At 65.9% G+C, this 19,650-nt stretch carries 21 protein-coding genes; 19 read left to right on the plus strand and 2 right to left on the minus strand.

What is annotated here, in order from left to right:
• From ACFOHJ_RS20115 to ACFOHJ_RS20205, 19 genes are all read left to right on the plus strand, one after another.
• Positions 1-450, plus strand: coding sequence for a DUF983 domain-containing protein (locus ACFOHJ_RS20115; RefSeq protein ID WP_378223945.1), 450 nt, complete (start codon positions 1-3; stop codon positions 448-450).
• A gap of 76 nt (positions 451-526) precedes the next feature.
• Positions 527-1,267 (plus strand): NUDIX hydrolase, encoded by a 741-nt coding sequence (locus ACFOHJ_RS20120; protein ID WP_378223947.1) that lies wholly within the window; start codon positions 527-529, stop codon positions 1,265-1,267.
• Between the two features lie 13 nt (positions 1,268-1,280).
• The gene (locus ACFOHJ_RS20125) at positions 1,281-2,465 is read left to right on the plus strand and encodes an MFS transporter (protein ID WP_378223950.1); all 1,185 of its coding nucleotides are present in this window, start codon (positions 1,281-1,283) and stop codon (positions 2,463-2,465) included.
• A gap of 270 nt (positions 2,466-2,735) precedes the next feature.
• Positions 2,736-3,188, plus strand: coding sequence for a 30S ribosomal protein S6 (gene rpsF / locus ACFOHJ_RS20130; protein ID WP_378223951.1), 453 nt, complete (start codon positions 2,736-2,738; stop codon positions 3,186-3,188).
• Positions 3,188-3,436 carry a 30S ribosomal protein S18 gene (rpsR, locus tag ACFOHJ_RS20135; protein WP_006203718.1) on the plus strand — a complete coding sequence of 83 codons (249 nt, stop codon included), beginning with the start codon at positions 3,188-3,190 and terminating at the stop codon, positions 3,434-3,436. Before rpsF ends, rpsR begins: the two co-directional genes overlap by 1 nt.
• Positions 3,437-3,722: 286 nt before the next feature.
• Positions 3,723-4,304 carry a 50S ribosomal protein L9 gene (gene rplI, locus ACFOHJ_RS20140; RefSeq protein ID WP_378223980.1) on the plus strand — a complete coding sequence of 194 codons (582 nt, stop codon included), beginning with the start codon at positions 3,723-3,725 and terminating at the stop codon, positions 4,302-4,304.
• 133 nt (positions 4,305-4,437) lie between these two features.
• On the plus strand, positions 4,438-5,751 hold the full coding sequence (locus tag ACFOHJ_RS20145; protein WP_378223983.1) for a class I SAM-dependent methyltransferase: 1,314 nt from the start codon (positions 4,438-4,440) through the stop codon (positions 5,749-5,751).
• A 278-nt stretch (positions 5,752-6,029) separates the two neighbouring features.
• A complete protein-coding gene (locus tag ACFOHJ_RS20150) occupies positions 6,030-6,353 on the plus strand; it encodes a YnfA family protein (RefSeq protein WP_378223986.1) in 324 nt (107 codons plus the stop codon).
• Positions 6,354-6,356: 3 nt separating this feature from the next.
• The gene (locus tag ACFOHJ_RS20155) at positions 6,357-7,328 is read left to right on the plus strand and encodes a small ribosomal subunit Rsm22 family protein (protein WP_378223988.1); all 972 of its coding nucleotides are present in this window, start codon (positions 6,357-6,359) and stop codon (positions 7,326-7,328) included.
• Positions 7,329-7,542: 214 nt separating this feature from the next.
• Positions 7,543-9,033, plus strand: coding sequence for a replicative DNA helicase (locus ACFOHJ_RS20160; protein WP_378223991.1), 1,491 nt, complete (start codon positions 7,543-7,545; stop codon positions 9,031-9,033).
• Between the two features lie 70 nt (positions 9,034-9,103).
• Entirely contained in the window at positions 9,104-9,361 is a 258-nt protein-coding gene (locus ACFOHJ_RS20165; RefSeq protein WP_378223994.1) for a type II toxin-antitoxin system Phd/YefM family antitoxin, read from the plus strand.
• Complete coding sequence (locus ACFOHJ_RS20170) at positions 9,358-9,807, plus strand: type II toxin-antitoxin system PemK/MazF family toxin (RefSeq protein ID WP_378223996.1); 450 nt, start codon at positions 9,358-9,360, stop codon at positions 9,805-9,807. The genes ACFOHJ_RS20165 and ACFOHJ_RS20170 overlap by 4 nt, the downstream gene beginning before the upstream one ends.
• A complete protein-coding gene (gene radA, locus ACFOHJ_RS20175) occupies positions 9,807-11,246 on the plus strand; it encodes a DNA repair protein RadA (RefSeq protein ID WP_378223999.1) in 1,440 nt (479 codons plus the stop codon). The genes ACFOHJ_RS20170 and radA overlap by 1 nt, the downstream gene beginning before the upstream one ends.
• A 36-nt stretch (positions 11,247-11,282) precedes the next feature.
• Positions 11,283-11,918, plus strand: coding sequence for a CvpA family protein (locus ACFOHJ_RS20180; protein ID WP_378224002.1), 636 nt, complete (start codon positions 11,283-11,285; stop codon positions 11,916-11,918).
• Positions 11,919-12,004: 86 nt separating this feature from the next.
• Complete coding sequence (gene purF / locus ACFOHJ_RS20185; RefSeq protein ID WP_378224003.1) at positions 12,005-13,474, plus strand: amidophosphoribosyltransferase; 1,470 nt, start codon at positions 12,005-12,007, stop codon at positions 13,472-13,474.
• Between the two features lie 81 nt (positions 13,475-13,555).
• Positions 13,556-14,320: an SDR family NAD(P)-dependent oxidoreductase gene (locus ACFOHJ_RS20190; protein ID WP_378224019.1), complete on the plus strand. Its 765-nt coding sequence runs from the start codon at positions 13,556-13,558 to the stop codon at positions 14,318-14,320.
• A 108-nt stretch (positions 14,321-14,428) separates the two neighbouring features.
• Entirely contained in the window at positions 14,429-15,055 is a 627-nt protein-coding gene (locus ACFOHJ_RS20195; RefSeq protein WP_378224005.1) for a hypothetical protein, read from the plus strand.
• A 171-nt stretch (positions 15,056-15,226) separates the two neighbouring features.
• Positions 15,227-15,457: a hypothetical protein gene (locus ACFOHJ_RS20200; RefSeq protein ID WP_378224007.1), complete on the plus strand. Its 231-nt coding sequence runs from the start codon at positions 15,227-15,229 to the stop codon at positions 15,455-15,457.
• Between the two features lie 232 nt (positions 15,458-15,689).
• Positions 15,690-17,918 carry an AMP-binding protein gene (locus ACFOHJ_RS20205; RefSeq protein ID WP_378224010.1) on the plus strand — a complete coding sequence of 743 codons (2,229 nt, stop codon included), beginning with the start codon at positions 15,690-15,692 and terminating at the stop codon, positions 17,916-17,918.
• Here ACFOHJ_RS20205 and pssA read toward each other — a convergent pair whose 3' ends face one another.
• Together pssA and ACFOHJ_RS20215 are read right to left on the minus strand one after the other, a co-directional pair.
• A complete protein-coding gene (gene pssA / locus ACFOHJ_RS20210; RefSeq protein ID WP_378224012.1) occupies positions 17,919-18,743 on the minus strand; it encodes a CDP-diacylglycerol--serine O-phosphatidyltransferase in 825 nt (274 codons plus the stop codon).
• Positions 18,744-18,753: 10 nt separating this feature from the next.
• Positions 18,754-19,452 (minus strand): phosphatidylserine decarboxylase, encoded by a 699-nt coding sequence (locus ACFOHJ_RS20215; protein ID WP_378224014.1) that lies wholly within the window; start codon positions 19,450-19,452, stop codon positions 18,754-18,756.
• Positions 19,453-19,650 lie beyond the last annotated feature (198 nt).

Here is a 19,650-nt window from a genome sequence, read left to right on the forward strand (position 1 = left end):
ATGAGCGTATCGGCAACGGAACAACAGGTGTTCGGCGGCCAGAACCAGTCCGGCCGCATTCCCCGCCCGCTGGGCCAGGCGATGAAGTTCGGCTTTGCCGGCCGCTGCCCGCATTGCGGCGAGGGCAAGCTGTTCCGGGCCTTCGTCAAGCCGGTCGACAAATGCGCCGTCTGCGGGGAAGAACTCTTCCATCACCGCGCCGACGACCTGCCCGCCTATCTGGTGATCGCGATTGTCGGCCACATCGTCGTCGCTGGCTTCATGGCCGTCGAGATGACCACCTTCTGGCCGATGTGGCTGCACCTCGCCGTCTGGGTGCCGCTGACGATCATCCTGGCGCTGGGACTGCTGCAACCCATCAAAGGCGCCGTCATCGGCCTGCAATGGGCGCTCTACATGCACGGATTCGGCGGCGAACCCGACCACTTCGAGGAACACCCCGAAGCCTGATGCGGTCCCTGGCGCAACCGGCGCGCGGACAAGGCATCTTTCGCCCGGCCGGCGTTTCGGCTAGGGCGTGGCCTGCATGAGCGAGATGACCCGCACAGAACTCGACGAGGCGGAGCGCCGCGATTCCGCGCTCGGTCCCGGTCCGTTGCGGCCGCGCGATGCCGCGACGCTGATCCTGCTCGACCGCATGGGCGGCGAGGTTCGCGTGCTGATGGGCCGGCGCAGTTCCCGCCATGCCTTCATGCCCGGCAAGTTCGTCTTTCCGGGTGGACGCACGGACCCGGCCGACAGCCGAGTCCGCACCGCGGCGGGCCTGCACCCGGACGAGGAAAACAGGCTTCGCGCCGGCCCGGGCCGCACCAGCCCGGCCCGCGCCCGCGCCATCGCGCTTTCCGCCATCCGTGAAACCTACGAGGAAGCCGGCTTGCTGATCGGCCGCAAGGGCGCCTTTTCCACGCCCCGGCCCGACTGGCAGGGTTTTGCCGACCACCATGTCCAGCCGTCGCTGGAAGCCGTGCGTTTCATCGCCCGCGCCATTACGCCGCCGGGGCGCGTCCGGCGCTACGACACCCGCTTCCTCGGCGCCTGGCGCGAAGAGGTCGCGGTCGAACTGCCCGCCGGCGGGCCGACCAACGAGTTGGAGGAACTGGTGTGGCTGCCGCTGGGACAAGCCCGGCAGGCCAATATACCCGCGATCACCCGAATGATACTGGAGGAACTGGAAAAGCGCCTGGCGATCGATTCGGATCTCCGGCCGGGAATGGCGGTGCCGTTCTTCCGTATGGTGGGAAACCGCTTCGTGCGGGATCTTCTATAGCAGTCGAGTGTCCATGGCCGCCGAAACCCGATCCGAGCTTGACGAACGCGTGCACTGGCTGCCGATGATCGCGGCGATCTCGGCCATCAGCGTGGTCGGCATCGCCATCGGGCTCGGCATGCCGCTGCTCAGCATCATCCTCGAAACGCGTGGCCACTCGGCTTCGATGATCGGCCTCAACACCGCCGTCGCCGGCTTCGCCTCCATTGCCGGCGCGCCGCTGGCGACGCCGCTGGCGCGCCGCATCGGCGTCGCCTGGGCGATGTTCGCCATGATCGCGACGGGCGCGCTGGCGTTCGTCGGCTTCTATTTCGCCCCCGAATTCTGGATGTGGTTCCCGCTGCGCATCGTGCTGCACCTGTCGCTGACGGTGCTGTTCATCCTGTCCGAATTCTGGATCAGCGCCTCGGCGCCGCCGCACCGGCGCGGGCTGGTGCTCGGCGTCTATGCGACCGTGCTGTCGCTCGGCTTCGCGGCGGGACCGTGGCTGTTCTCGCGCCTCGGCAGTTCCGGCTTCCTGCCGTTCGGGGCCACCGTCCTCCTCGTGGCGCTGGCCGCCATCCCGGTGCTGGCGGCGCGCAAGGAAAGCCCGGTGCTTCACGTCAACGGCGAGGAAACCGGCGGTTTCCTGCGCTATATCTGGCTGGTCCCCACCGCGACCTTTGCCGTGCTGGTGTTCGGCGCGGTCGAAACCGGCGGATTCGCGCTGTTTCCGGTCTACGGCAACCGTATCGGCTATTCCGAGGCGAACGCCGCGCTGCTGCTCACCATGATCGGGCTCGGCAACGTGCTTTTGCAAATCCCGATCGGCATGATCAGTGACCGCATCGGCGACCGCCGCTACCTGCTGCTCGTGTGCGCGCTGGTCGGCCTGCTCGGCGCCGCCTTCATGCCGCTGTTCGCGTCGAACTGGCATCTGATGTCGGTGCTGTTGTTCGTCTGGGGCGGCGTGGTGGCGGCCATGTACACGGTCGGCCTCGCGCATCTCGGCTCCAAGCTTTCCGGCCACGAGCTGGCGTCGGCCAACGCGGCTTTCGTGCTGTGCTACGGCGTCGGCATGGTGCTTGGCCCGCAGGTGATCGGCATCGGCATGGACGTTGCCGGACCGAATGGCTTCGGCTGGGCGCTGGCACTGTTCTTCGGCATCTATATCGTCGTGGGAGCCGGGCGAATCATCGCGACCAGCGTGCGGCGCTGACACATCCCTTGCGTCGCGCTGAAAATCCTGTATAGAGCCCGCCATCTGCCGGTCCCAGCTGGGGGCTGAACGGAGGGCCGGAGGTTTTTCAAAAGAAAACCTTCGCATGAAGTCCAAAAGGCCTTCTGCCTCCCGTGTCTCCGCTCTCGACCATCTCGTCGTGCTCCTTTCTTCCCCGCACCCTCGAAACGAGGCGTGCCGGGTCAGAGAAGTTGCAGAGGCTCTCGCCGCCGGGACCGGAAGAGAAACGAAGAAAGGGATTGGAACAATATGGCTCTTTACGAACATGTGTTGCTGTCCCGGCAGGATCTGTCGCAGCAGCAGGTCGATGAACTCGTTGAACGTTTCAAGGGTGTCATCGTCGCTGGCGGCGGCTCGGTCGGCCGGGTCGAGAACTGGGGACTGAAGTCCCTCACCTACCGGATCAACAAGAACCGGAAGGCTTACTACACGCTGATGGACATCACCTGCCCGCCGGCCGCCCTCCACGAGATGGAGCGCCAGATGGGCATTTCCGAAGACGTCCTGCGCTTCATGAGCATCAAGGTCGAGAAGCACGAAGACGGCCCCTCGGCTATGATGCAGAAGCGCGAAGAGCGCTCGGAGCGCGGCAGCTTCGGCGACCGTGGCCCGCGCTCGTTCGGCGATCGTGACCGTGGCGACCGGGATCGCGGCGACCGTGGCCCGCGCCCGCAGCGCAGCTTTGAAGGGAGCGCAGAATAATGGTCGACATCAACCAGATCCCGACCCGGCGTCCGTTCCATCGCCGCCGCAAGACCTGCCCGTTCTCCGGCGCCAATGCGCCCAAGATCGACTACAAGGACGTGCGTCTCCTGCAGCGCTACATTTCCGAGCGCGGCAAGATCGTGCCGTCGCGCATCACCGCCGTCAGCCAGAAGAAGCAGCGCGAACTCGCCAAGGCGATCAAGCGCGCCCGCTTCCTCGGCCTGCTGCCCTACGTGGTTCGCTAAACGACAAGGCGCCGCGCCCCCTCACCGGCCCTTTGGGCCACCCTCTCCCCGCTGGGGAGAGGAGCGCGGCGGCGAGGCAAGCTCCCTCTTCTCCCCATTGGGGAGAAGGTGGTTCGCGAAGCGAACCGGATGGGGGGCAACCCGCTTCGGGGGCGGCTCCTCCCGAGTTGGGGCATCAAAGCCCCTAACTGCCGATGGGCAGGACAGCGACCCCGGCGAAACCGCCGCTTGCTTCCTGTCCTTTAGAATCTGTTTCAACCGCCTGCGGTTCTGAAAGGACAAAACCATGGACGTCATTCTTCTCGAGCGCGTGGCCCGCCTCGGCCAGATGGGCGAAACCGTCAAGGTCAAGGACGGCTTTGCCCGCAACTTCCTGCTGCCCAAGGGCAAGGCGCTGCGCGCCAACGAAGCCAACAAGAAGAAGTTCGAGGGCCAGCGCGCCCAGCTCGAAGCCCGCAACCTGGAGCGCAAGAGCGAAGCCGAGAAGGTCGCCGAGACACTCGACGGCAAGAGCTTCGTCGTCGTTCGCTCCGCCGGCGAGACCGGCCAGCTCTACGGCTCGGTGTCGACCCGCGACATCGCCGACATCCTGACCGAAGGCGGCTTCAACGTCGCCCGCAACCAGGTCGAGCTCAACCACCCGATCAAGACCATCGGCCTTACCAACGTGGCGATCGCACTGCATCCGGAAGTCGAGGTCACCATCACGCTCAACATCGCGCGCTCCAGCGACGAAGCCGAGCGCCAGGCCAATGGCGAGCTCCTGACCACGGCCGAGGCGATCTACGGCGAAGACATCAACGAGAACGCGCGCCCCGACAGCTTCTTCGATCCGAACGCCGAGTTCGAAGGCGAAGACGAGGCCTGATCGACTCACCTGCCGGATAAATCTGGACCAAAAAGCCGGGCCTCGTGCCCGGCTTTTTGTTTGGGCTGGAACTTTTCAACGGGGCGCGCTTTTATCACAATCGTGCGTCGAAAAGCTTTGTCGAGGTCCGGCCATGAATATCATCCTGCAAAGAATGGTGGAAAAGGTTGTTCGCAAAGGCAACCTCAGCATTACCGGCCCTTCCGGCATTACCAGGCATTTCGGCGACGGCTCCGGTGAGCGGGTGCACATGGTCATCCATACCCGCCACGCCGAGCGCGCGATCACGATGCACCCCTCGCTCGCGCTTCCCGAGGCCTTCATGAACGAGGAACTCGACTTCCTCGAAGGCGACGTGCTGAGCTTCCTGCACCTGCTTTACGACAATATCGGCATTTCCTGGATCGATTCGACGTCCGGCCGTTTCCTCAACAGCGTGCGCATGGCGATCCGGCCGCTGCAACAGTGGAACACGGAGCGGCGCTCGAAGAAGAACGTCGAGGCCCATTACGACCTCTCCGGCGAGCTCTACAAACTGTTCCTCGACGAGGACATGCAGTATTCCTGCGCCTATTTCGAGCGGCCCGACATGACGCTCGAAGAAGCGCAACTGGCCAAGAAGCGCCACATCGCCGCCAAGCTGCGCATCAAGCCGGGGCAGACCGTGCTCGACATCGGCTGCGGCTGGGGCGGGCTCGCGCTCTACATCGCCAGGACCTTCGAGGCCGACGTCCTGGGCGTCACCCTTTCCACCGAGCAGCACCAGGTGGCGAGCGAACGCGCGCGCGAGCAGGGGCTGGACAACAACGTCCACATCGAACTGCGCGACTATCGCGACCTGTCGGAACGCTTCGACCGCATCGTTTCGGTCGGCATGTTCGAGCATGTCGGCGTCACCCAGTACCGCACCTTCTTCGACAAATGCGCCACCCTGCTCAAGCCCGACGGGGTGATGCTGTTGCACACGATCGGCCGCACCGCGCCGCCGACCACCACCAACGCCTTCATCCGCAAGCATATCTTCCCCGGCGGCTACATCCCGGCGCTGTCGGAGGTGATGCCGCATATCGAGCGTTCCGGCCTTGCCGTCACCGACGTGGAAATCCTGCGGCTGCACTATGCCGACACGCTGAAGGCCTGGCGCGAGCGCTTCCTGGCTAACCGCGACAAGGTCAAGGCGATCTATGACGAGCGCTTCTGCCGCATGTGGGAATTCTACCTCTCCGGCTCCGAAGCCTCGTTCCGCTGGCAGGATCTGGTCAACTTCCAGATTCAGCTCACGCGCAAGAACGACGTGCTGCCGATGACGCGCGACTATATCGGCAAGTGCGAAAAGGCGCTGGCCATGCACGAGATGGGCCACCAGACCGCGGAGGCGGCGGAAACGCCCGGCGACACGCCGGCCGCCAAGCCGGCCAGCCAGCGCAAGGTTTCGCGCACCAAATAGCGGGGTCGGCAGGCGCATTGACGCGATGGCGGGGGCGATCGCGAAGGCGCATGGCCCTCACCGTCGCGTTGCGCGCACTACCTCTCCCGCAGGCGGCGCGAGGAAAGCCGGCGGCACGGACGAGCCTTACTGGCCAAGGACCGCCCTCCCCTTCTGGAAGGTCGCGCAGGTAGCGACGTGGGAGAGGGTAACTCAACGTTGCTCTCACCCGCCCGCATCGACGCTTGCCAAACAGGGCACCCGCAGCCGATAAGGCTTCGCACGTGCGGGAACTGCCGATGACCTATCTTCTCTACCTCGCTGCCGCGCTGGCCGAGATCGCGGGCTGCTTCGCCGTCTGGGCGTGGTGTCGGCTCGACCGCTCGCCATGGTGGCTCGTCCCGGGCATGGCCTGCCTGGCGGCGTTCGCCTGGCTGCTGGCGCAGGTCGACGCCGAGGCGGCCGGGCGTGCCTTCGCCGCCTATGGCGGCATCTACATCGCCACCTCGCTCGCCTGGCTGTGGATAGCCGAGGGCGTGCGCCCGGACCGCTGGGACATCGCCGGCGCAATTGCGTGCATCGGCGGCGCCTCGCTCATCCTGTTTGCCCCGCGAGGCGCGTGAGCGATGGAACTGCCCGCCCCGTTGCGCCAAACCGTCGACCGCCTGCTCGAAGGCACGCCGCTCGCGACGTTGCAGCAGGCGGCCAGAACGCTATCCGGGCGCTACCGCGCCGAGCTGCGCGACGGCCGCCTGCACATGGCCGACGACCTCGCGGTGAAGGCCTATCTCGCCGCACGGCTGCCGGCGACCTACGCCGCCGTGCGCGCGAGCCTCGATGCACTTGCGGAAGCGCAGCCGGCCTTTTCGCCCAAAACCCTGCTCGACATCGGCGCCGGCCCCGGCACCGTGCTGTGGGCCACGGCCGGCGTGTGGCCAAATCTCGAACGCGCCAGCCTGGTGGAGGCGAGTGCGGCGGTGCGCAAGGCCGGCGCATGGCTCGCCGGCGAAGGCGCCCTCAACGTCGAAACCGACTGGATCGGCGCCGACGCAACGCTTGAACTTGACGGCCTCGCTCCCGCCGACCTCGTCACCGCCGCCTACATGCTCGACGAGATCGCACCCGCCTCGCTGCCAAAACTGGTCGATCGCCTGTGGGCGCTGACCGCCGGCACGCTGCTGGTCGTCGAGCCCGGCACGCCGGCCGGCTGGCAGCGCATTCTCGAGGTCCGCCGCCGATTGATCGAGGCCGGCGCGCATGTGCTCGCCCCCTGCCCGCATGAAAAACCCTGCCCGCTCAGCCCGCCGGACTGGTGCCACTTCTCGCGCCGGGTCGCGCGCTCGCGCCTGCATCGGCTGACCAAGGACGCCGACGTGCCGTGGGAGGACGAAAAGTTCATTTTCGTCGCCGCCTCGCGAGAACCGGCTGCCCGACATCAGGCGCGCGTACTGGCCCCGCCGAAGACCGGCTCCGGCAAGGTGGCGCTGAAACTGTGCCGACCGGACGGGCTGGCCGAAGAGCGGCTTTTCACCCGGCGCGACGGCGACACGTTCAAGCATGCCCGCCGCGCGGACTGGGGCGACAGCCTCGCGCCGTGAGACAGTGCCCGGCTCTTGCGAATTGTTCCCTTTATGTTCTATAAAGACCGGACGAATCGTGACCCTGCCCCATGTCAACGATGATTCTTCCACGAAACGGTCCCGGCTGTGAATCGTGGGAAGTATCGTCGGTTCGGGCGAAGCCGTTGCAGATAAGTCAGCACCGGCGCGTCCCGTTCTGGTATCGAGGTAAGGGACAAGAGTCGGGGATGGCATGGCAGAGGCAGTACTGAAATTCGGCACGGCGGAAACACCCGCCTATCGCGAGGCGCCGAACAACATCGAGGCCGAACAGGCGCTGCTCGGGGCGATCCTGGTCAACAACGACGCCTTTTACCGCGTCTCGGACTTCCTCAAGGCCTCACATTTCTACGAGCCGCTGCACCGCAAGATTTTCGAGGTGTCGGCCGAACTGATCCGCATGGGCAAGATGGCCACGCCGGTGACCATCAAGACGTTCCTGCCGGCCGACGAGAAGGTCGGCGACATGCCGGTCGCCCATTACCTCGCCCGGCTGGCGGCCGAAGCCGTCACCGTCATCAACGCCGCCGACTATGGCCGTGCCATCTACGACCTCGCCACGCGCCGCGCGCTGATCACGGTCGGCGAGGACATGGTCAACATCGCCTATGACGCGCCGGTCGACATGTCGCCGTCCGAACAGATCGAGGACGCCGAGCGGCGGCTGTTCGAACTGGCGGAAACCGGGCGCTACGACGGCGGCTTCGAGAGCTTCACCGACGCGGTCAAGACCGCGGTCGACATGGCCAACGCCGCCTATATGCGCGACGGCGGCCTTTCGGGCATCGCCACCGGCCTGCGCGACCTGGACAGCCGCATGGGCGGGCTGCAATCCTCCGACTTGATCGTTCTGGCTGGGCGGCCGGGCATGGGCAAGACCTCGCTCGCCACCAACATCGCCTTCAACATCGCCCATTCCTACGAGCCGGCCCAGCAGGCGGACGGCTCGTTCAAGGCGGCCAATGGCGGCGTCGTCGGCTTCTTCTCGCTCGAAATGTCGTCGGAGCAGCTCGCCACCCGCATCATTTCCGAACAGACCGAGATTCCCTCCTCCAAGATCCGGCGCGGCGAAATCACGGAGACGGATTTCGAGAAACTGGTGGCTTGCTCGCAGACGATGCAGAAGCTGCCGCTCTATATCGACCAGACCGGCGGCATCTCGATCGCCCAGCTCGCGGCGCGGGCGCGCCGGCTGAAGCGCCAGCGCGGGCTCGACGTCATCGTCATCGACTATATCCAGCTCATGCAAGGCTCGTCCGCCAAGGCCAGCCAGGGCCGCGTGCAGGAGGTGACCGAGATCACGACCGGCCTCAAGGCGCTGGCCAAGGAACTGGGCGTGCCGATCATCGCGCTGTCGCAGCTCTCGCGCCAGGTCGAATCGCGCGACGACAAGCGCCCGCAACTGTCAGACCTGCGCGAATCCGGCTCGATCGAGCAGGACGCCGACGTGGTGATGTTCGTGTACCGCGAGGAATACTACCTCAAGAACAAGGAGCCGAAATTCGGCACCGAGGAATACGTCAAGTGGGAAAACGAGATGAACGAGGCGCGCGGCAAGGCCGAGGTCATCATCGCCAAGCAGCGCCACGGCCCGACCGGCATGGTGCCGGTCGGTTTCCAGGGCGAGTTCACCCGCTTCTTCGACCTCGCCGAGGACAGCCATTTGCCGGAGCGGTTCGAGTAGCGCGGCTGGTGAAAATCCGCATTTCATGCATTATATGTAAATTGCATGAAATGCATGAAGGACTTGCAGCATGATCAAGGTCAGCGCCGCGGAATTCCAGCGCAATATCGGCCGCTATCAGGATCTGGCCCTTACGCAGCCCGTCGCCGTAACGCGCAACGGGCGCGAGCGCACGGTCATGATCTCGACCGAGGAATACAACCGCCTCAAGCGGCGCGATCGGCAGGTTCTGGGACTGGATGACTTCACGCCAGAGATGATCGAAGCGATCGCGAAGACCGAGGCTCCGGAGGAGGCGAAACAATTCGATCACGAGTTGGATGAGTGAAGCGAAGTTCCTCGCTCCCTGCTCCGGTACCCGGTCTCGTTATTCGCTATAGCTATCTTTGGCGGTCAGAACATCTGAGCGGCCAGGAGGAAGGGCGCAAGGATCGCCCTTGCGCTATCGTGATAAGTCTTGACGTCAACGACGACGGGCAGCGGGTGATGGTGCTGCCGATAACGCATACGCCCCCTTCGAATGCCGAAACGGCAGTTGAAATCCCGCACAGCACGAAACACCGCCTGGGGCTGGACGATGAGCGGTCCTGGATCGTCATCTCGGAGGCCAACCTATTCAGGTGGCCTGGCCCCGACCTGCGACCGACAGTCAACGGCGACCTGTCCACAGTTGTTTATGGCCTGCTGCCTTACACTTTTTTTCGCGAAATCCGGGATCGCTTCGTAAAGGCGTTGCGCGAGCGTACCTCGCGCGTGGTTCCGAGGTCCGAATAATGGCTAAATCCCGCACCCAGTTCATCTGCCAGAATTGCGGCTCGGCGCATCAGCGCTGGGCGGGCAAGTGCGATTCCTGCGGCGAGTGGAACACGCTGGTCGAGGAAGGCACCAACAGCGGCATCGGCTCGGGGCCGGCCTCCATGCGCAGCGCCCGCAAGGGCCGCGTGGTGGCGCTGACCACGCTTTCCGGCGAGATCGAGGACGCGCCGCGCATCGCCTCAGGCATCGGCGAGCTCGATCGCGCCACCGGCGGCGGTTTCGTGCGCGGCTCGGCACTTCTGGTCGGCGGCGATCCCGGCATCGGCAAGTCGACGCTGCTGACCCAGGCGGCAGCCGCCCTTGCCAACAAGGGCCACCGTATCGTCTACGTCTCGGGCGAGGAAGCCGTCGCGCAGATCAGGCTCAGGGCGCAGCGGCTGGGCGCGGCCGCTTCCCCGGTCGAGTTGGCCGCCGAAACCAACGTCGAGGATATCCTGGCGACCATCGCCGACGGGCGGCGGCCCGACCTCGTCATCCTCGATTCGATCCAGACGCTGTGGACCGACCTTGCCGATTCGGCGCCCGGCACCGTCACGCAGGTGCGCGCGGCGGCGCAGGCGATGATCCGCTACGCCAAGTCGACCGGCGCGGCCGTGGTTCTGGTCGGCCACGTCACCAAGGAAGGGCAGATCGCCGGCCCGCGCGTGGTCGAGCACATGGTGGACGCCGTGCTCTACTTCGAGGGCGAAGGGGGCCACCACTACCGCATCCTGCGCACGGTCAAGAACCGCTTCGGGCCGACCGACGAGATCGGCGTGTTCGAAATGTCGGACAAGGGCCTGCGCGAGGTCGCCAACCCGTCCGAACTGTTCCTCGGCGAGCGCCACGCCAAGTCGCCAGGTGCCGCCGTCTTCGCCGGCATGGAAGGCACGCGGCCGGTTCTGGTGGAAATCCAGGCGCTGGTGGCGCCGTCCACGCTCGGCACGCCGCGCCGCGCCGTCGTCGGCTGGGACGGCGCACGGCTTTCGATGATCCTGGCCGTGCTCGAGGCCCATTGCGGCGTGCGCTTCTCGCAGCACGACGTCTACCTGAACGTGGCCGGCGGCTACCGCATCTCGGAACCGGCCGCCGACCTTGCGGTCGCCGCCGCCCTGGTTTCGTCGCTGACCGGCCTTGCCCTTCCAGCCGATTGCGTCTATTTCGGCGAAATCAGCCTGTCGGGTGCCGTAAGGCCTGTCGCGCACGCGCAGCAGCGCCTCAAGGAAGCCGAAAAGCTGGGCTTTGGCAGCGCGGTCCTGCCCCTGGGCAGTTCCAAGAGCGGCGAGGACGTTGCCGCCGGGGCCAACGGAACGGGGGCCAACAGCATCGGGGCTGGTGCGTTCCGCCCTACCGAGCTTGCCGATCTCGTGGCGCGCATCGCCGGCACCCGCCGCAGCCGCGCCAGCGAGGAAGACTGACGCGGCGCCGACGGCGCATAGACGGAGTGGGGCCACATGCCGATTACGCTGCTTGACGGAATTCTCGTCGGCTTCACCCTGGTTTCGGCGATGCTGGCAATGGTGCGCGGCTTCTCGCGCGAAGTGCTGTCGGTGGTTTCATGGGCGGCAGCGGCAGCGGCGGCCTATTTCTTCTACAAGCCGGTCGTCCCCTACGTGCTGCCCTATATCGACAACGAGAAGGCGGCGATGGCGGCCGCCGCCGGCATCGTCTTCATCATCGCGCTGATCGTCGTCACCGTCATCACCATGAAGCTCGCCGACTGGATCATCGATTCCCGGATCGGTGCGCTCGACCGCACGCTCGGCTTTCTCTACGGCGCGGCGCGTGGCATCCTCGTCGTTGCCGTGGCATTGATGTTCTTCAACTGGCTGGCCGGCGAGCGGGCTCCCGAATGGATCGCCCAGGCGAAGTCGCGGCCACTCCTTGAATCGATCGGCGTCAAGATCGAAAGCCTGCTGCCCGAAGACCCGGAAAACGCCATCCTCAAGCGGCTGAAGCCCGACGAGGCAGCGCCGCAGCCCGACGCCGGCACGCCCCCTGCCCCGAGCACGGAGGCCCCTGCGACCGGCGATGAATCCGGCACCCCGGCACCCGACGAGAACGAGGATGCGCCGGCGCCGGCGAACTGAACCATGAATTCGGCCGATCGGCAGCGGTTCCAGTTGTCGCTGCCTGAACGACCCCTTATATAGCGGCTTTAGCGGAGCCTCAGCCCATGGCAGATGCAGTGAACGCGCTTTCAGCCGAAGCGGACGATCATTTTCACGACGAATGCGGTGTATTCGGCATCTTTGGCCGGCAGGATGCGGCGGCCATCGTCACGCTGGGGTTGCATGCGCTGCAGCATCGCGGCCAGGAAGCGGCCGGCATCGTCTCCTATGACGGCAGCCAGTTCCACGTCGAGCGCCATGTCGGGCTGATCGGCGACACCTTCACCAAGCAGCGCGTCATCGACAGCCTGAAGGGCGACCGGGCGATCGGCCATACCCGCTACGCCACCAGCGGCGGCGCCGGCATGCGCAACATCCAGCCCTTTTTCGCCGAACTCGCCGACGGCGGCTTCGCGGTCGCCCACAACGGCAACCTCACCAACGCCATGACGGTGCAGCGTACGCTGCAGAAGCAGGGCGCGATCTTCTCTTCCACTTCGGACACCGAGACGATCCTGCACCTCGTCGCCATGAGCAAGGAGACCGACCTCAACGCCCGCTTCGTCGATGCGGTGCGGCAGATCGAGGGAGCCTTCTCGCTGGTGGCGCTCTCGTCCAAGAAGATGATCGGCTGCCGCGATCCGCTCGGCATCCGGCCGCTGGTGCTGGGCGACCTCGACGGCGCCTGGATCCTCGCCTCCGAGACCTGTGCGCTCGACATCATCGGCGCGCGCTTCGTGCGCGACGTGCAGCCAGGCGAAATGGTGGTGATCACGACCAAGGGCATCGAGAGTTCGTTCCCCTTCACGCCGCAAAAGACCCGCTTCTGCATCTTCGAATATGTCTATTTCGCGCGCCCCGATTCGTCGGTCGAAGGGCGCAACGTCTATGACGTGAGGAAGCGCATCGGCGCGGAACTGGCGCGCGAGAGTCCGATCGAAGCCGACATCGTGGTGCCGGTACCGGATTCGGGCGTGCCGGCGGCGATCGGCTTTTCGCAGGAAGCGCAGATTCCGTTCGAACTCGGCATCATCCGCAACCATTATGTCGGCCGCACCTTCATCGCGCCCGGCGACGCGATCCGCCACATGGGCGTGAAGCTGAAGCACAACGCCAACCGCAGGATGATCGAGGGCAAGCGCGTGGTGCTTGTCGACGATTCGATCGTGCGCGGCACCACAAGCCAGAAGATCGTGCAGATGGTGCGCGACGCGGGCGCGCGCGAAGTGCATATGCGCATCGCCTCGCCGCCGACGCGCTCGTCATGCTTCTACGGCGTCGATACGCCGGAAAAGTCGAAGCTGCTGGCCTCGCGCATGTCGGTCGAGGAAATGGCCGAGTTCATCCGGGTGGATTCGCTGGGCTTCCTGTCCATGGACGGCCTCTACCGCGCCGTCGGCGAGCCTGGCCGCAACAACGAGCAGCCGCAGTTCTGCGACGCCTGCTTCAGCGGCGAATACCCGACGCGCCTTGCCGATTTCGAAAGCCGCGACAATGTGCGCACGCTGTCGCTGCTGGCGGCAAGCGGTTCCTGAGCCTGATTGCCGGCCCGGCCTGTGGACCCCTTGCCGCTGGCGCGGTAGAGGGGTTTCAGCATGAACGGATCGGAACACGCCATGGGTGACCCCACGCTCGACCTCACCAACCGCATCGCCCTCGTCACCGGCGCCTCGCGCGGCATCGGCTATTTCATCGCCAAGCAGATGGCGGCAGCGGGCGCGCATGTCATAGCCGTCGCCCGCACCGTCGGCGGCCTGGAGGAACTCGACGACGAGATCAGGGCCGAGCGGGAAAAGACCGGCAAGGGCGAGGCCACGCTGGTGCCGCTCGACCTCGTCGACATGGAAGGCATCGACCGGCTGGGCGGCGCCATCCACGAGCGCTGGGGCAAGCTCGACATCCTGGTCGCCAATGCCGGGGTGCTCGGCGTCATCTCGCCGATCGGCCATGTCGAGGCGAAGACCTTCGAGCGGGTGATGACCATCAACGTCACCTCGACCTGGCGGCTCATCCGCTCCGTCGATCCGCTTCTCAGGCTCTCGGACGCCGGCCGCGCCATCGTGCTTTCTTCCAATGCCGCCCATACGGCCAAGGCCTTCTGGGCGCCCTACGCCGCCTCCAAGGCGGCGGTGGAGACGATGACCCGCTCGTGGGCGGCGGAAACGCAGAACATGGCGCTTCGGGTCAACGCCGCCGATCCGGGCGCCACGCGAACCGGCATGCGCGCGCAGGCGATGCCCGGCGAGGACCCGCTGACGCTGCCGCATGCTTCCGAAATCGCCGCAAAAATCCTGCCGATGGCGAGCCCCGCCCTGACCAAGACGGGACTGATCTACCAGGCCAAGCACGACCGCTGGGTGAGCTACCAGCTACCGGCGTAAGGACGCCGCTGCTCTTCCTCCACACAATCTCGTGATTGGAGGGGCGTGCGTGCGCCCATTATCGTTCTCCGGCGGGCAACAACCGTCAAAAGCCGGAGGACAACGACCATGCAAAAACTGCTTCTCGTCGCCACGCTTACGCTTGCCGGCGCCACCATGGCGCTCGCCCAGGACAATTCGATGAGTTTCTTCGTCACCAGCCAAGGCTCTGGCAAGGGGGCGGATCTCGGCGGCCTCGCCGGGGCCGACGCCCATTGCGCCTCGCTGGCCGAGGCTGCCGGCGTAAAGGGCAAGACCTGGCACGCCTATCTTTCCACCAAGGACACCGACGCCCGCGACCGCATCGGCAAGGGGCCGTGGTTCAACGCCAAGGGCGAAAAGATCGCCGACGACGTCGCCTCGCTGCATTCGGACCACAACAGTTTGACCAAGCAGACCGCGCTCAACGAGAAAGGCGAGGTCATCAACGGCCGTGGCGACAAGCCCAACCGCCACGATATCCTGACCGGCTCGAAGCCGGACGGCACCCGCATCGCCGACCAGACCTGCGGCGACTGGACGCTGAGCGGGGCGGAAGGGGCCGCGATGATGGGCCATTCCGACCGCACCGGGCTGGACGATTCGGCCGCGGCGAAATCGTGGAACTCCTCGCACGCGTCGCGCGGCGGCTGCAGCCAGGAAGCCTTGAAAGGCACCGGTGGCGACGGCCTGTTCTACTGCTTCGCGGCGGAGTGAGGCGCTGCGGGAAGCCTTGCGCCGCGCGAAAGAATGAACCTTCCGTGATCGGGCGGGGTGGCCGTATTGTCGCTGCATATTTCCCGCACCACGGACACGAAACCGATTCCGGTTGTCCCGGCAACAAGCTAAGATCGCCGCTGTCATCTCTTTCCCGATGCGAGGATTTCCATGTCTCCTACGATTGCTTTGGTCTGGTATATGGTGGTCGCGGGACCACAGGGCGGCATGGTGGTGCTGCCGAGCACCTTCGACACGCGCGACCAGTGCACGTCCGCCATTGCCGAGTACCAGAAAACCACGCCCCCGGCCGGGTGGACGGTGCAGTGCATTCCGAGCGCCTCGCCCTATGCCGACGACATGGACGAGGACGGATCGACCCAGGAACAGCCGGCGCAGTAAGCCGCCGCGCCGAGGTCAAAAAAGTTTTACGATTTGTGGAACCTTTGACCGTCGGCCTCGTTGTTGCGGTGACGAACCACCCCCCAAGTCCCCCACCCCTCGGTTCGTCCCCCTCCAGCCGGCCCCAAAAGGCCGGCTTTTTCTTTTTGCGATTCCGATTCCTGAACCGATTTGGTACCCTAGAACGCTGTGGGCTTCGACGCCTGTACCGTGAACCGTTGGGAGATGCGGCATGATCCTGACATTCTCGCTCCTTGGCGGCGTCGTTTTCTCGTGGCTGGTGATCGGCCTCGTCGAGAAGGCTCGCCTTGGCCTGAGCCTGCCCCAGGCCATGCTCTACGTGCCGTTCAAGCTCGCCTACCGGATCGAGGACGAGCCGTTGAAGGCGGCGCGCAAGGCGAAGGCACCGGTCATCTACGCCATCACCCACCAGTCGCGAATCGATCCGGCGGCGATGCTTTCCCTCCTGCCCGACGACACGCTGCACATTCTCGACGAAGCGTCGGCGAAATCGATCTGGCTGGAGCCGTGGCGGGAGCTTGCCCGCACCATCGCCTTCAACGCCAAGCATGTTTTCGTCAGCCGCCGGCTGGTGCGCGTGCTCAAGGGCAACGGCCGGCTGGCGGTCTATTTTCCCGAGGCGGTCGAGCCCGACGTGAAGGCCTTCCGTCTTTACCGCGCCGTTGCCCGCATCGCCGTGCAGGCGGACGCGCGCATCGTGCCGATCTTCATCGGCGGCGCGCGCAGCCTGCCGTTCTCGCTGACGCCGCCGGCAAAGGCGCCGCGCCGCTGGTTTCCCCGCCTGTCGATCACCGCCCTGGCACCCAGGACGATCGCGGAACTGGTCGCCGCAAGCGGCGAACACTCGACCACCGCCAGCGGCGCGCTGTTCGACCGGGTGGCCGAAGCGCGCCTTGCCTCGACGGACCTGTCGCGCGGCCTGTTCTACGCCACGCGCGACGCGGCCGACCGCGTCGGCGCCTCACGCAGCATCATCGAGGACGTGGTCGCGGGCGCGATGAGCTACCGGAAAGTCTTCGCCGCCGCGCGGGTTCTGGGCGCCCGCTTCCAGCAGCAAAGCCGCCCGGACGAGACGGTCGGGCTGCTTTTGCCCAACACCAACGGCGTCGTGCTGTCGCTGCTCGGCCTGTGGTCGGCGGCGAGGCCCGCCGCGGTCATCAACTATACGGCCGGGCCCGCCAACGCGGCGGCCGCCGTCCATACGGCAGCCATCCGCAACGTGGTTTCCTCGCGCGCCTTCATCGAAAAGGCCAACCTCCACGACATCGTCGAGGCCATCGAGCATACCGGGGCGAAGTTCATCTGGCTGGAGGATGTCCGCAAAAGCACCGGCCTGTGGGAAAAGCTTTCGGCGGCCCTGTTCTGGCGCAGTCCGCTGCAGAAGCAGGACGCCGACAAGCCGGCGGTGATCCTGTTCACGTCCGGCTCGGAAGGCACGCCGAAAGCCGTCGTGCTTTCCCACAAGAACCTGCTCGCCAACGCCATGCAGGCGGAGGCCCGCATCGCCATTTCGCCGGCCGACACGCTGCTCAACGTGCTGCCGGTGTTCCATTCGTTCGGCCTGACCGGCGGTACCGTGCTGCCGCTCGTCACCGGCATAAAACTTTTCCTCTATCCTTCGCCGCTCCACTACAAGCTCATCCCGGAAGTGGCGCGCAAGGTGCGCCCCACGGCCATGTTCGGCACCGACACCTTCCTCGCCAACTACGCGCGCACGGCCAAGGACGGCGACTTCTCCAGCCTGCGCTTCATCGTTGCCGGGGCCGAACCGGTGAAGGCCGAGACGCGGCGCATCTACCGCGAGCGCTACCAGGCCGAGATCGTCGAGGGCTACGGCCTGACGGAAGCGTCGCCCGTGGTTGCCGTCAATACCGCGATCCACGGCCGAGAGGGCAGCGTCGGCCGGCTCTTGCCCGGCATGCGCATGCGGCTGGAGCCGGTGGAAGGCATCGAGGACGCCGGCCGGCTGTGGCTGAGCGGGCCCAACCTGATGCTCGGCACCATGTCGGCGGAGCGGCCGGGCGAGCTTCAGGTCCTGGTCGATGGCTGGCATGACACCGGCGACATCGTCGCGGTCGACCGCGAGGGCTTCATCACCATCCGTGGCCGCGCCAAGCGCTTTGCCAAGATCGCGGGCGAGATGGTATCGCTCGGCGCGGTCGAGATGATGGCGCAGTCGCTGTGGCCGGAGGAACACCATGCCGTCGTGGCGGTGCCCGACAAGCGGCGCGGCGAGCGTATCGTGCTGGTGACGACGGCGGGAAACGCCGACGCCGAGGCGATGCGCCGCTACGGCAAGCAGGCGGGCGCGGCCGAACTGATGATGCCGCAGGACATCGTCAAGGTAACGGAAATCCCGATGCTGGGCTCGGGCAAGACGGACTACGCCTCGGCGCGGCGGCTGGCGCTGGAAAAGCTCGGGATCGCCGAAGCCGCCTAACTACTCACCGGAACGCGCATCGACGTCGGGCGGCAGCGCAGACTCGCCCTCGCGCTTGGCGCGGCGCGAATAGGCGCGCACGCTGAACGGCAGGAAAACGAGGTAGACGACGGCCGAGGCGGTCAGCGTGTACCACGGATAGCTCGCCAGAAGCAGGATGTAGAGCGCGATGGCGAGGATGACCAGGAGCATGCGGTCGCCGGGAATCTTGAGGCTCTTGCCGGAATAGACCGGCAGCCGGCTGACCAGCAGGAAAGCAACAAGGATGGTGAAGGCGGTGCCGGCAAAGGCGACCTCCTTCGTCGGCGTCACGCCGAGGAAGGACAGGTAAAGCGGCAGCATAACCAGGACGGCGCCGGCCGGAGCCGGCACGCCGACGAAATATTCCGCCTGCCACGAAGGCTGCTGGCCTTCCTCGTCCAGCACGTTGAAGCGGGCAAGGCGCATGCCGCAGGCGATCGCGAAAAGCAGCGTGGCGATCCAGCCCGGCGAACCGGCGCGCTCGAGCAGAAAGGCGTAGAGGACCAGGGCCGGGGCGACGCCGAAATTGACGATATCGGCCAGCGAATCCATCTGCGCGCCGAACTTGGACGTCGCCTTGAGCAGGCGCGCCAGGCGACCGTCGACGCCGTCGAGGAAGGCGGCCAGCAGCACCATCACCACCGCTGGCTCGAAGCGCCCCTCGAAGCCGAAGCGAATGCCCGACAGCCCGGCGCAGATCGCCAGCACCGTGATCAGGTTCGGGAACATCAGGCGCAGCGGAATCTCGCGGATCGGCGGGCCGCCAGCGCCGTGTGGCTCGAACTTCTTGAAGGATCCTGCCATCCGTCCCGCCTTACGACACGCGCACGAGAGGCGAGACCTGCGCGCCGCCGAATTCGGCCAGCACCGTCTCGCCGGCAACCGCCGTCTGGCCGACCGCAACACGCGGCGTTATCCCCTCGGGGAGAAAGACGTCGACGCGCGAGCCGAACCGAATCAGGCCGAAGCGCTCGCCGACGGCAAGCGAACCGCCCTCCTCGGCCCAGCAGACGATGCGGCGCGCCACCAAGCCGGCAATCTGCACGGCGGCGACGGTGCCGTGCGGGCTTTCGATGACAAGGCCGTTGCGCTCGTTCTCGCTGCTCGCCTTGTCGAGCTCGGCGTTGAGGAACTTGCCGGGCCGGTGCTCGATCCCGGTGATGCGCCCGCGCACCGGTGCGCGATTCACGTGGCAGGAAAACACGTTCATGAACACGGAAATGCGCGTCATCTCGTCCGGGCCGAGGCCGAGTTCTCGCGGCGGCACCGCCGGCCCTACCGCCGAGACGACACCGTCGGCCGGACTTACCACCAGCCGGTCATCGAGCGGCGTGACGCGTTCGGGATCGCGGAAGAAATAGGCGCACCAGGCCGTCAGGATGAGGCCGATCCAGAACAGGATCGAGGAAAAATAGCCGAGAAACAGCGTCGCCACCGCGAAGGCGGCAATGAACGGATAGCCCTGGCGATGGATCGGAACGAACGCGTTTCGGATCGTGTCGACAAGTTGCATGGGGACTGGCCAGTTCCGTTTCGGATGCGGCCTGTCTAGCCGAAACCCCCCTTCCCCGCAACGCGGCAAACAAGGCGCGGGAATTGCGGGGCATCGTGGGCTTCAAGACCCCCACCCCTAACCCCTCCCCACAAGGGGGCAGTGTTTACATTGGACTCGTGATGAGGTGTCTGTTGAAGAACAGGGCGAGGGTTATGT

It is taken from the genome of Aquamicrobium soli, assembly GCF_042646345.1.
GTDB classification, from domain to species: domain Bacteria; phylum Pseudomonadota; class Alphaproteobacteria; order Rhizobiales; family Rhizobiaceae; genus Mesorhizobium; species Mesorhizobium soli_A.